The organism is Serratia sp. 4542, from assembly GCF_016805595.1.
GTDB classification, from domain to species: Bacteria; Pseudomonadota; Gammaproteobacteria; order Enterobacterales; family Enterobacteriaceae; genus Serratia; species Serratia nevei.
This window is the reverse complement of sequence record NZ_RXKV01000016.1, coordinates 16,633-29,343: the sequence shown is the minus strand read 5'-3', so window position 1 is coordinate 29,343 and position 12,711 is coordinate 16,633. Positions and strand designations below refer to the sequence as shown.

Below are 12,711 nucleotides of genomic sequence, written 5' to 3'. Positions count from 1 at the left end.
CGGTCTTTTTAGGGTGAACCCATCGTGCTGCTTTTGGTTATAACCACCATTCTGTGGGCATTTTCTTTCAGCCTGATTGGCGAGTACCTGGCGGGCCACGTCGACAGCGGATTCTCGGCGCTGGTGCGCATCGGGCTGGCGGCGCTGGTGTTTCTGCCGTTTCTGCGTTGGCGCAACATCAAACTCAAGGTGATCCTGCTGTATATGCTGGTGGGCGCCTTCCAGCTGGGCATCATGTACCTGTTCAGCTTCCGCGCCTATCTGTACCTGACGGTGCCGGAATTCCTGCTGTTCACCGTGCTGACGCCGCTGTACATCACGCTGATCTACGACTTGCTGAGCGGCCGACGCCTGCGTTGGGGCTATGTCTTCAGCGCGTTGCTGGCGGTGCTGGGCGCGGCGATTATCCGTTATCACCAGCTGAGTGAGCATTTCTGGTGGGGGCTGCTGTTGGTGCAGGCGGCGAATATCAGCTTCGCCATCGGCATGGTCGGCTATAAGCGCCTGATGGAAGTGCACCCCTTGCCGCAGCACACCGCATTTTCCTGGTTCTACCTGGGGGCGGCGGCGGTGGCGGTGGTGGCCTGGTTCCTGTGGGGCAATCCGCAGCAGCTGCCGACCACCAATCTGCAGTGGGGCGTGCTGATCTGGCTGGGCGTGGTGGCGTCGGGGTTGGGTTACTTCATGTGGAACTACGGCGCGACGCAGGTGGATGCCGGCACGCTCGGCATCATGAACAATATGCATGTGCCAGCCGGTTTGTTGGTCAACCTGGCCATCTGGCAACAGCAGCCGCATTGGCCGAGCTTTATCATCGGCGGGGCGGTGATCGTCGCTTCGCTGTGGGTGCATCGCCGCTGGGTGGCGCCGAAACAGCTCGGCTAAGCGGGCGGGCCACCCCGGCCCGGGGGGCCCGAAAGTTTATACGCCGGCCGCCAACGCTTTGGCGCCGGTCGCGCCGGGACGTGCGGCGTCGCGCACAAACGGCAGATGATCGCAGGCGTGCTGGCGGGCCGAGCGGATAAAGGCTTCGGTCACCGCCTGGCGCTGTTCACCGTCGCGCACGGCGGCATACAGGCGGCTCCACAGGCCGTCACCCAGGGTTTTGGTCACCACCAGACCCTGCTGTTCGAAACTCTCCACCACCCAGTGCGGCAGCGCCGCAATCCCCATTCGCGCCGATACCATCTGGATCAGCAGCAGCGTGTTATCGACGTTCTTCAACGCCGGGCTGACGCCCGCCGGCTGCAGAAAATGCCGCCAGATATCCAGCCGTTGGCGCTGCACCGGGTAAATCAACAGCGTTTCGTCACTCAAGTCTTCCGGTTCGATGTGCGGTCTGCCGGCCAGCGGATGATCCGGCGCCAGCACCAGGCGCACCTCGAAATCGAACATCGGCGAATAGTGCAGGCCGCTGCGCGGCAGAATATCCGACGTCATCACCAGATCCAGTTCGCCCTGTTGCAAGGCCGGCTGCGGATCGAAAGTCACGCCGGAAGTGAAGTCCATCACCACCTGCGGGAAACGTCGGCGGAAGTTGTCCAGCGCCGGCGTCAGCCACTGAATGCAGCTGTGGCATTCGATGGCGATGCGCAGCGTGGTCTGATGCGGCTCGTGGCAGGCCTGCAGCGCCTGCTGGATCTGCGGCAGCACCTGCTCCGCCAGCTGCAGCAGGATTTCGCCCTGGGCGGTGAAGCGCAGGGGCTGGCTCTTGCGCACGAACAGCTTGAAGCCCAGACGTTGTTCAAGATCGCTGAACTGGTGCGACAGGGCAGACTGCGTCTGATGAAGTTGGGCCGCCGCCCCCGCCAGCGAACCGCTGTTGCGCAGGGCCTGCAGCGTCCGTAAATGTTTCAGTTCGATCATGAGAGTCCTTCACATTGACAGTGAATAAATTGCGCTTGTGGTTAATACAGTACCTGCTGATTATGGATGTGTAAACATCTGGACGGCTAAATGGGGAATATGACGATGGCAATTTTGAATCACACACTGGGTTTTCCTCGCGTTGGGCTACGACGTGAGCTGAAAAAAGCTCAGGAAAGCTACTGGGCCGGCAACTCAACGCAGGAAGAGCTGTTGGCGGTTGGCCGCGAGCTGCGCGCTCGTCATTGGCAGCAACAGCAGCAGGCCGGGGTGGATTTGGTGCCGGTCGGCGATTTCGCCTGGTACGATCATGTGTTGACCACCAGCCTGCTGCTGGGTAACGTGCCGGCGCGCCATCAGAATGCGGATGGTTCGATCGATCTGGACACGCTGTTTCGCATCGGCCGTGGCCGCGCACCGACCGGCGAGCCGGCGGCCGCGGCGGAAATGACCAAATGGTTCAACACCAACTATCACTACATGGTGCCTGAATTCCAGCAAGGCCAGCAGTTCAAGCTGGGCTGGACTCAGCTACTGGACGAAGTGGACGAAGCGCTGGCGCTCGGCCATCGCATCAAGCCGGTGCTGCTGGGCCCGGTGACCTATCTGTGGCTGGGTAAGGTGAAGGGCGAGCCGTTCGACCGCCTGTCGCTGCTGAAAGACATCCTGCCGGTTTACCAACAGGTGCTGGCCGAGCTGGCGAAACGCGGCGTCGAGTGGGTGCAAATTGATGAACCTGCGCTGGTGCTGGAGCTGCCGCAAGCCTGGCTGGATGCGTTCAAACCGGCTTACGACGCGCTGCAGGGGCAGGTGAAGCTGCTGCTGACCACGTATTTCGACAGCGTCGGCCACAACCTCGATACCGTCCGCACGCTGCCGGTGCAGGGGCTGCACGTCGATCTGGTCGCCGGCCATGACGATATTGCCGCGCTGAGCGCCGCATTGCCGAACGACTGGCTGCTGTCGCTGGGGGTCATCAACGGCCGCAACGTCTGGCGCGCCGATCTGAGCCGCTGGTTCGAACGTCTTCAGCCGCTGGTGGGCACCCGCCCACTGTGGATCGGCAGCTCCTGTTCACTGCTGCACAGCCCGATCGACCTGAGCGTGGAAAGCCGTCTGGACGAAGAAGTGAAAAGCTGGTTCGCCTTCGCGCTGCAAAAATGCGCCGAGCTGGCGCTGTTGAGCTCGGCGCTGAACGCGCCTGACGCGGCCAAGCAGGCTGAACTGGATGCCTACAGCGCACCGATCCGCGCCCGCCGTCAGTCGAGCCGCGTGCACAACCCACAGGTTGAGCGTCGCCTGGCCGCGATCACCGCGCAGGACAGCGAACGCCACAGCGCTTACGCCGAGCGCGCCAGGGCGCAGCGCGAGCGTTTCAACCTGCCGGCCTGGCCGACCACCACCATCGGTTCGTTCCCGCAGACCACCGAGATCCGCGGCCTGCGTCTGGACTTCAAACAGGGCCGCTTGGACGGCAACAACTACCGCACCAGCATCGGTGAGCACATCAAACAGGCGATCGTCGAGCAGGAGCGCCTCGGGCTGGATGTGCTGGTGCACGGTGAAGCGGAGCGTAACGACATGGTGGAGTATTTCGGCGAGAACCTGGACGGCTTCGTGTTTACCCAAAACGGCTGGGTGCAGAGCTACGGCTCCCGCTGCGTGAAGCCGCCGGTCATCATCGGCGACGTCAGCCGCCCGGAAGCCATCACCGTCGAATGGGCCAAATTCGCCCAGTCGCTGACCGACAAACCGGTGAAAGGCATGCTGACCGGGCCGGTGACCATCCTGTGCTGGTCGTTCCCGCGTGAAGACGTGACCCGCGAAGTGATTGCCAAGCAGATTGCGCTGGCGCTGCGCGACGAGGTGGAAGATCTGGAAAAAGCCGGTATCGGCATCATCCAGATCGACGAACCCGCCCTGCGCGAAGGGCTGCCGCTGCGCCAATCCGACTGGGCCGCGTACCTGAACTGGGCGGTGGACGCCTTCAAACTGAACGCCGCCGTGGCGCGGGACGACACCCAGATCCACACCCACATGTGTTACTGCGAGTTCAACGACATCATGGACTCCATCGCCGCGCTGGACGCTGACGTGATCACCATCGAGACCTCGCGTTCCGATATGGATCTGCTGGAAGCCTTCAAAGAGTTCGAATACCCGAACGAAATCGGGCCGGGCGTCTACGATATCCACTCGCCGAACGTGCCGAGCGTGGAATGGATTGAAGCGCTGCTGCGTAAAGCGGCGCAGAACATCCCGGCGGAACGCCTGTGGGTTAACCCGGATTGCGGCCTGAAAACCCGCGGCTGGCCGGAAACCCGGCAGTCGCTGGCCAACATGGTATTGGCGGCACAGCGCCTGCGCGAGCACGCGTGATGCCGTGCGGCGGATAAACCGCCGCTTATAGATCTACTGGTGTGATGATTGGGCGCTTCGGCGCCCTTTTTTATGCGCGGGAAATTATTTGACGCCGTGCTGGGCGAACCATGCCAGCATGCGCTGCCAGCCGTCTTGCGCCGCTTCGGCGTTGTAGCTGGGACGATAATCGGCGTTGAACGCATGCCCGACTTCGGGATACACCACGATTTCGGCCTCGGCGTTGGCGGCGCGGATCGCCTGACGCATGGTTTCCACCGTCTCCAGCGGGATGCCGCTGTCCTGCCCGCCATACAGCCCCAGCACCGGCGCCGACAGTTGGGTGGCGACGTCGACCGGCTGCTTCGGTGAATTCAGCGTTTTCTCACCGACCAGTTTGCCGTACCAGGCGACCGCCGCCTTCAACTGCGGGTTATGCGCCGCGTACAGCCAGGTGATGCGGCCACCCCAGCAAAAACCGGTGATAGCCAGCTTGCCGGCGTCGCCGCCGTGGCGGATAGCCCAGTGTGCGGCGTGATCCAGATCCGACAGCACCTGACGATCCGGCACCTTGGTGACCAACTGCTGGAACAGCTCGCCGATATCGGTGTAGTCGTTGGCGTCGCCCTGGCGGAAATAGAGCTCGGGCGCGATCGCCAGATAGCCCTGCTTGGCCAGGCGGCGGCACAGATCCTGAATATGTTCATGGACGCCGAAGATTTCCTGCACCACCAGCACGATGGGGAAAGGGCCGCTCTGGTCGGCGGGTTTGGCGACGTAGGCCGGCAGCGCGTCGCCCTGAGAAGGAATGGTCGTTTGCCCGGCGTGAATGCCCTGTTCGTCGGTGATAATCGCGGAGGCGGCCAACGGCGCGGCGGCCGGGGCGAATCCCCCCTGAGCCTGTTCTAATGTCATCACATGTTCGGTTTTCATTGCGGTCTCCGTGCAATAGAAAAAAGCGCTGAGATTAACTATAGGAAAGATTACCCATTATTGGCGCTGCGTGGCGCACTTTCGGACAAGTTGATAAAAAACGGCTAATTATCTGGCTTTGCGGCATTTTTAAGCGCTTTTTATCATGTTATTACGCGTTTTGTCCCGCGTAAGTGCCATAAGGTGCGTTAGAGGGCTTTTTTGTCCCTAAGCAACCGATAAGATGGGGTTATTTGGGATTGATCAGCTAAATAGTTTCAGCCGGCAACCAACGGCAGAGGGCGGCAAGATTTGTCGGCTAGACTGAGGTATAGCGGTGCGCTCTGGGGGCGTTACAGTGCTTTTTTGTGATAAAAATCACAAAAAATATGTAGCATGTAATTTGTTTCTCTTTTCATAGTGACTATCGTCACGAAATTAAGCGGCGATTTTCAGTAGAGTGCTTTTTTGTTCCTCCCAATAAACATGATCCATGAGGAGTCTCGTATGTCTCAGTCTGACGTTTTTCATCTCGGCCTCACCAAGAACGATTTACAAGGGGCCCAGCTTGCCATCGTGCCGGGCGATCCGCAGCGCGTAGAGAAGATTGCCAAGCTGATGGAAAATCCGGTGCATCTGGCCTCCCATCGTGAATTCACTACCTGGCGCGCGGAGCTGGACGGCAAGGCGGTGATCGTCTGTTCTACCGGTATCGGCGGCCCGTCTACCTCTATCGCGGTGGAAGAGCTAGCGCAGCTGGGCATTCGCACTTTCCTGCGCATCGGCACCACCGGCGCCATTCAGGCGAACATCAACGTCGGTGACGTGCTGGTCACCACGGCGGCGGTACGCCTCGACGGCGCCAGCCTGCACTTTGCACCGATGGAGTTCCCGGCAGTCGCGGACTTCGCCTGCACCACCGCGCTGGTGGAAGCGGCCAAGGCTAGCGGCGCTACCACGCACATCGGCGTGACCGCTTCCTCCGATACCTTCTATCCGGGCCAGGAGCGTTACGACACTTACTCCGGCCGCGTGGTCAGCCGTTTCAAAGGCTCGATGGAAGAGTGGCAGGCGATGGGCGTGATGAACTATGAAATGGAATCCGCCACGCTGTTGACCATGTGCGCCAGCCAGGGCCTGCGTGCCGGCATGGTGGCTGGGGTGATCGTCAACCGCACCCAGCAAGAGATCCCGAACGCCGAGACCATGAAAAACACCGAAAGCAAAGCGGTGCAGATCGTGGTGGACGCCGCCCGCCGCCTGCTGTAATCGCCTTTCCCCCAGCGGGCCGTCGACGCGGCCCGTTTTTCCATTCGCGGCGAATCTGTTACGGTGATACTCCTCAGCGCTGCGCCGATGGCTGCCGCGCGTTGTCATAACAAAAACAACGAGGACGTTTATGACCGCCCAGATCCTGCTTCATCCTTCGCTCGCGCCGCTCGACGGCGGCATCAATTTCCGCGACTTCGGCGGCAACGGCGTGGCCGACGGGCGCCGCATCAAGCGCGGCCTGCTGTTCCGCTCCGGTTCCCTCGAGCGGCTGACGGAAAACGACTGCACCTTTCTCGCCGGCGTGCCGGTGCGCTCGGTGCTGGACTACCGCGATGCCGACGAGGTGCAGGCCAAGCCGGATATTCTGTGGAGTGGCGCCGACTATCACCACGTGCCGGCCAACCCGCTGAGCAGCGAAGTCAACGCCAACCTGGAGAAGCTCACCAACGAAACGTTGGCCGCTTTCGACGCCCGGGCGTTCATGCTGGAGCTGTATCGCCGCCTGCCGTTCGGCAATGCGGCCTATCAGCGGCTGGCGCAGCTGTTGAGCAATCCTGGCGGCGGCGCCATCGTGCAGCACTGCGCGGTCGGCAAGGATCGCACCGGGGTCGGTTCGGCACTGGTGCTGTTCGCGCTGGGGGCCGACGAAGCGACGGTGCTGGAAGACTATCTGCTGACCGAAACCACGCTGGCCACTTTCCGCGAGCAGATGCTGGATCAGCTGTCTATCAAGCTGAATGCGGCGGCGCTGGAGCAATTCGCCTACGTGCTCAGCGCGCGCGAGGAGTTCCTGATGACGGCGTTGGGCTGCATCCGTCAGCAATACGGTTCCACCGACCGCTGGCTGGAAGCGGAATACGGCCTGGGCGCAGCCCAGCGCGAAGCGCTGCAGGCGTTCTACCTCGAGTAAATCGCCGCGCGTTTAGCCGGGGTTTAACTCGCCCCGGCCTATCCTAGGCGGCGAATTATCGCGTATCAGGAGCCCCGCATTGAGCCTCAATGACGTTATCAACTGGGTCAGCGACGTCGTGCGTCAGCACGAAGGCTGGGCCATTCCCATCATCTTTTTCCTGGCGTTCGGCGAGTCGCTGGCGTTTTTGTCGCTGCTGCTGCCGGCCACGGTGATCCTGCTGGCGCTGGGCGCGCTGATCGGCGAAAGCGGCATCGCCTTTTGGCCGATTTGGGCCGCTGCCGCCGTCGGGGCGTTTTTCGGCGACTGGCTCTCTTACTGGATCGGCTATCACTATCAGGACCGGGTGGCGCATATGTGGCCGCTGTCGCGCAATCCGCAGCTGCTGGCGCGCGGCCACGCGTTCTTTGAACGCTGGGGCGTGCTGGGCATCTTCATCGGCCGCTTTTTCGGCCCGCTGCGCGCCGTGGTGCCGCTGGTGGGCGGCATTTGCGGCATGCCGCAGCGTTATTTCCAGTTAGCCAACGTCACGTCGGCGATGATCTGGGCGTTCGGCATTCTGGCGCCGGGGGCATTCGGCATCAAGTGGCTCAGCCAGTGGCTGGGCTGATTTCTCGCTAAATTGCGCAGCGCCGCGCAATATTGTGCGCGGCGGGCAAAATCAGGCTGGACATCCATACAGGCTCCCCTTAACGTGACGGGCAATGGGCGTGCGAAACGCCGGAACGGCAAGGTGCAACAGGAGGCAGGGTGGATACCAGTCTGATTTATGGGATTGGCGGCGTAACGATCGGCATGCTGTTGGGGTGGCTGATCGCCAGTCTGCGGGTGCAGCAGACGAATGCGCAACATGAAACCGAGCTGCGGTTGCTGGAGCAAGCGTTGCAGCAGGCGCAGCAGGAAACGGCGGCGCGGCAGGAGGCTCTGCAGCGCCACGAGCAGCAGCTGCGGCAGAGTGAGCTGGAGCTGCGTAACCTGCACAGCCAGCTGGCGGCCGGGCATGAAAAGCTTCAACAGCTCAACCATTGGCGCAACGAATGCGAATTGCTCAACCAGGAGCTGCGCGCCCAGCGCGAGGTTAACAGCGCGCAGGAGGCCGAGCTGCGCGAAGTCACCATCCGTCTGGAAGAGACGCGCATGGCGGCGGAGGAGAAGCAGCGCCTGCTTATCAACAGCGAACAACGCCTCACCACCCAGTTTGAAAACCTCGCCAACCGCATTTTTGAACACAGCGGCCGCAAGGTGGACGAGCAAAATAAGCAAAGCTTGGATCGGTTGCTGCTGCCGCTGCGTGAACAGCTGGACGGTTTCCGCCGTCAGGTGCAGGACAGCTTTGGTCAGGAGGCGCGGGAACGTCACACGCTGACGCACGAAATACGTAATCTGCAGCAGTTGAACGCACAGATGGCGCGCGAGGCCATTAACCTCACCAAGGCGCTTAAAGGCGACAACAAAACGCAGGGCAACTGGGGCGAAGTGGTGCTGAGCCGGGTGCTGGAGGCCTCCGGCCTGCGCGAAGGGCACGAGTATGAAACGCAGGTCAACGTGCGGGTGGATCACCAGAGCCGCATGCAGCCCGATGTGATCGTGCGCCTGCCGCAGGGCAAGGACGTGGTGATCGACGCTAAGATGTCGCTGATCGCCTACGAGCGCTATTTCAACGGTGAAGACGAGGTGGAGCGCGAAGCGGCGCTGAGCGAACATATCGCCTCGCTGCGCGGCCACATTCGCATGCTGGGCCGCAAGGACTATCAGCAGCTGCCGGGGCTGCGCTCGCTGGACTATGTGCTGATGTTCATTCCGGTCGAGCCCGCCTTCCTGCTGGCTATCGATCGCGAGCCGGAGCTGATCAGCGAAGCGCTCAAGCACAACATCATGCTGGTCAGCCCGACCACGTTGCTGGTGGCGCTGCGCACTATCACCAACCTGTGGCGCTATGAGCATCAAAGTCAGAACGCCCAGCGCATCGCCGATCGCGCGGCGAAACTGTATGACAAGATGCGGCTGTTCGTGGACGATATGTCCGCGCTGGGGCAGAGCCTGGACAAAGCGCAGGGCAGTTATCGTCAGGCGATGAACAAACTGAGCGAAGGCCGTGGTAACCTTATCGGCCAAATTGAAGGTTTCCGCGCGTTGGGGGTTGAGGTCAAACGGCCGATCAACCCGCTGCTGGCGCAGCAAGCCGGCGCGCAACACGATGAAGCGGAAGAGGCGAACGACGATGATGTCGCCGCGCTGCCGCAGACGAAAGACGATGACGATACCGCCGGGGAACCGGGCTTCGTTTCGCACGGCTGAGGCCGTGGCGAGGTGGGGTATTCCCCAGGCTTCTGGTACACTCATCCACACAAAATTGACTGAATAGCAGGCAGGACAATGGCAGATCAACCGCAGGAAACCACCGATTTCGGTTTTCGCACCGTCGCTAGAGACGAAAAACAGGCCATGGTGGCGGACGTTTTTCATTCGGTAGCGGCAAAGTATGACGTGATGAACGACCTGATGTCGTTCGGCATCCACCGTATCTGGAAGCGTTTCACCATTGACTGCAGCGGCGTGCGCCGTGGGCAGCGCGTGCTGGATCTGGCCGGCGGTACCGGCGATCTGGCGGCCAAGTTCTCCCGCATGGTCGGCGAGCAGGGGCAGGTGGTGCTGGCGGACATCAACGATTCGATGCTGAAGATGGGACGCGAGAAGCTGCGCGATCGCGGCATCGTCGGCAACATCAATTACGTGCAGGCCAACGCCGAAGCGCTGCCGTTCCCGGACAATTACTTCGATTGCATCACCATCTCCTTTGGCCTGCGCAACGTCACCGACAAAGACAAAGCGCTACGCTCGATGTTCCGCGTGCTGAAGCCGGGTGGCCGCCTGCTGGTGCTGGAATTCTCCAAGCCGCTGCTGGCGCCGCTGAGCAAAGCTTACGATGCCTACTCGTTCCACGTATTGCCGAAGATCGGCGAGCTGGTGGTGAAGGATCCGGACAGCTACCGCTACCTGGCGGAATCGATCCGCATGCACCCCGATCAGGAAACCCTGAAGGGCATGATGGGCAACGCCGGTTTTGAAAACGTCACCTATTTCAACCTGACCGGTGGGATTGTCGCCCTGCATCGCGGCTTCAAGTTCTGAGAGGGAGATGCCGATGCTGTTTACCCCTCTGCTGACCGGTGCGCTGGAAACCTCGCTGAATAATCTGCTGTTTCGCGATCGCAGCATGAAAGCCGCTCGCCAACGCCTGGCGGGCAAGGTGCTGCGTATCGAACTGGAAGAGCTGGCTTCACCGCTGGTGCTGGTGTTCAGCGAACTGCGCGTGGACGTGCTGGGCCAGTCTGAGGACAGCGCCGATTGCACCGTGCGCAGCCGCATTCCCGCCTTACTGAAGCTGCGCGATCGCCAGCAGTTGCCGGTGCTGATGCGCAGCGGCGAATTGACGGTGGAAGGCGATATTCAGGTGGTGCAACAGCTGGTTGGCCTGCTCGATCTGGCGGAGTGGGATCTGGCGGAGTGGCTGGCGCCCTATATCGGCGATATCGCCGCCCAGGGCATTACGCAGGCGCTGGGAAAAGGCGCCTCGCTGCTGAAAACCGGCTTTATGCGCCGGCAGCAGGACATGGCGGAGGCATTGACGGAAGAGTGGCGTCTGGCACCGGGGCCGCTGGAAGTGGTGTGGTTCAACGAGGAAGTTGATGCACTCGCCCGCAGCGCGGAAGCGCTGTCTGCCCGCATGGACAAGTTGGAGGGCAAGCGATGACCCCAGGCGAACTGCGCCGTTTGTATTTTATCGTCCGCGTTTTTCTCAGCTATGGGCTGGACGAACTGATCCCTAAAATGCGTTTGACGCTGCCGCTGCGCTTCGGCCGCCGGCTGCTGTTCTGGATGCCGAATCGGCACAAGGACAAGCCGCTGGGTGAACGCCTGCGGCTGGCGCTGCAGGAGCTGGGGCCGGTCTGGATCAAGTTCGGCCAGATGATGTCGACCCGCCGCGATCTGTTTCCGCCGCAGATTGCCGATCAGCTGACTTTGTTGCAGGACCGGGTCGCGCCTTTCGACGGCGCGCTGGCGCGTAAACATATCGAACTGGCGATGGGCGGCCCGCTGGAAACCTGGTTCGACGATTTCGATCAGCAGCCGTTGGCCTCTGCTTCGATCGCGCAGGTGCATACCGCGCGGCTCAAAACCACCGGCCAGGAAGTAGTGCTGAAGGTGATCCGGCCGGATATCGGGCCGATCATCAAGGCCGACGTGCGCCTGATGTACCGTTTGGCCGGCTGGGTGCCGAAGCTGTTGCCGGACGGCCGCCGTCTGCGCCCGCGCGAAGTGGTGCGCGAGTACGAGAAAACCCTGCTGGACGAATTGAACCTGCTGCGAGAAGCGGCCAACGCCATTCAGCTGCGCCGCAATTTCGACGGCAGCCCGATGCTGTACGTACCGGAAGTTTATTCCGACTACTGCCGTGAAAGCGTATTGGTGATGGAGCGCATCTACGGCATTCCAGTCTCGGATATCGCCACGCTGGAGCAGCAGGGCACCAACATGAAACTGTTGGCGGAACGCGGCGTTCAGGTGTTCTTTACCCAGGTATTCCGCGACAGCTTCTTCCATGCGGACATGCATCCCGGTAATATTTTCGTCAGCTACGAACATCCGGAAGATCCTTGCTATATCGGCATCGACTGCGGCATCGTCGGCTCGCTGAACAAGGATGATAAACGCTACCTGGCGGAAAATTTCATCGCCTTCTTCAACCGCGATTACCGCAAGGTGGCGGAACTGCACGTCGACTCCGGTTGGGTGCCGCGCGACACCAATGTGGAAGACTTTGAATTCGCCATCCGCACCGTGTGCGAGCCGATTTTCGAGAAACCGCTGGCGGAGATTTCCTTCGGCAACGTGCTGCTGAACCTGTTCAACACCGCACGCCGCTTCAATATGGAAGTGCAGCCGCAGCTGGTGTTATTGCAGAAGACCTTGCTGTATGTTGAAGGACTGGGGCGCCAGCTCTACCCGCAGCTGGATCTGTGGACCACGGCCAAGCCGTTCCTTGAGAGCTGGCTGCGCGATCAGGTCGGCATCCCTGCCGTGGTGCGCGCGCTGAAAGAAAAAGCACCGTTCTGGGCGGAGAAGCTGCCGGAACTGCCCGAGCTGTTTTACGACAGCCTGCAGCAGCATAAACTGTTGCAACAAAGCGTTGATAAGCTGACCAACCAAATGCAGGCTCAGCGGGTTCGTCAGGGGCAGTCACGTTATTTGTTCGGCGTTGGCGCTACACTCTTGGTAAGCGGCACGCTGTTGCTGCTGGGGCAAATCGAGGTGTTTCCTGCCTGGATGATGGCCGCCGGCATCGTATGCTGGGTGATTGGCTGGAAGCGAACCACCTGATTTAATTCGTC

At 61.2% G+C, this 12,711-nt stretch carries 11 protein-coding genes; 9 read left to right on the top strand and 2 right to left on the bottom strand.

What is annotated here, in order from left to right:
• Window positions 1-24 precede the first annotated feature (24 nt).
• Complete coding sequence (locus EKL15_RS21490; protein WP_048232416.1) at window positions 25-885, top strand: carboxylate/amino acid/amine transporter; 861 nt, start codon at window positions 25-27, stop codon at window positions 883-885.
• A 36-nt stretch (window positions 886-921) separates the two neighbouring features.
• On the opposite strand, the gene metR is transcribed toward EKL15_RS21490, so the two are convergent.
• Complete coding sequence (metR, locus tag EKL15_RS21485; protein WP_038874173.1) at window positions 922-1,866, bottom strand: HTH-type transcriptional regulator MetR; 945 nt, start codon at window positions 1,864-1,866, stop codon at window positions 922-924.
• Window positions 1,867-1,956: 90 nt separating this feature from the next.
• On the opposite strand from metR, the gene metE reads away from it, so the two are divergent.
• Window positions 1,957-4,245 (top strand): 5-methyltetrahydropteroyltriglutamate--homocysteine S-methyltransferase, encoded by a 2,289-nt coding sequence (gene metE / locus EKL15_RS21480; RefSeq protein ID WP_072271075.1) that lies wholly within the window; start codon window positions 1,957-1,959, stop codon window positions 4,243-4,245.
• A gap of 84 nt (window positions 4,246-4,329) precedes the next feature.
• Here metE and EKL15_RS21475 read toward each other — a convergent pair whose 3' ends face one another.
• The gene (locus tag EKL15_RS21475) at window positions 4,330-5,157 is read right to left on the bottom strand and encodes a dienelactone hydrolase family protein (RefSeq protein ID WP_100396569.1); all 828 of its coding nucleotides are present in this window, start codon (window positions 5,155-5,157) and stop codon (window positions 4,330-4,332) included.
• Window positions 5,158-5,643: 486 nt separating this feature from the next.
• Here EKL15_RS21475 and udp point away from each other — a divergent pair, with 486 nt between their 5' ends.
• From udp to ubiB, 7 genes are all read left to right on the top strand, one after another.
• A complete protein-coding gene (gene udp, locus EKL15_RS21470; RefSeq protein ID WP_004934432.1) occupies window positions 5,644-6,405 on the top strand; it encodes a uridine phosphorylase in 762 nt (253 codons plus the stop codon).
• A 130-nt stretch (window positions 6,406-6,535) separates the two neighbouring features.
• A complete protein-coding gene (locus tag EKL15_RS21465) occupies window positions 6,536-7,318 on the top strand; it encodes a tyrosine-protein phosphatase (protein WP_038874176.1) in 783 nt (260 codons plus the stop codon).
• A gap of 79 nt (window positions 7,319-7,397) precedes the next feature.
• Window positions 7,398-7,928, top strand: coding sequence for a DedA family protein (locus EKL15_RS21460; RefSeq protein WP_019455291.1), 531 nt, complete (start codon window positions 7,398-7,400; stop codon window positions 7,926-7,928).
• Window positions 7,929-8,068: 140 nt separating this feature from the next.
• On the top strand, window positions 8,069-9,616 hold the full coding sequence (gene rmuC, locus EKL15_RS21455; protein ID WP_060424144.1) for a DNA recombination protein RmuC: 1,548 nt from the start codon (window positions 8,069-8,071) through the stop codon (window positions 9,614-9,616).
• A gap of 78 nt (window positions 9,617-9,694) precedes the next feature.
• Complete coding sequence (gene ubiE, locus EKL15_RS21450) at window positions 9,695-10,450, top strand: bifunctional demethylmenaquinone methyltransferase/2-methoxy-6-polyprenyl-1,4-benzoquinol methylase UbiE (RefSeq protein ID WP_025304918.1); 756 nt, start codon at window positions 9,695-9,697, stop codon at window positions 10,448-10,450.
• Between the two features lie 13 nt (window positions 10,451-10,463).
• Window positions 10,464-11,072, top strand: a complete 609-nt coding sequence (locus EKL15_RS21445; RefSeq protein WP_100396567.1) for an SCP2 domain-containing protein — start codon at window positions 10,464-10,466, stop codon at window positions 11,070-11,072.
• Window positions 11,069-12,700 (top strand): ubiquinone biosynthesis regulatory protein kinase UbiB, encoded by a 1,632-nt coding sequence (ubiB, locus tag EKL15_RS21440; RefSeq protein WP_038874180.1) that lies wholly within the window; start codon window positions 11,069-11,071, stop codon window positions 12,698-12,700. Before EKL15_RS21445 ends, ubiB begins: the two co-directional genes overlap by 4 nt.
• The last annotated feature ends 11 nt before the right edge of the window (window positions 12,701-12,711 follow it).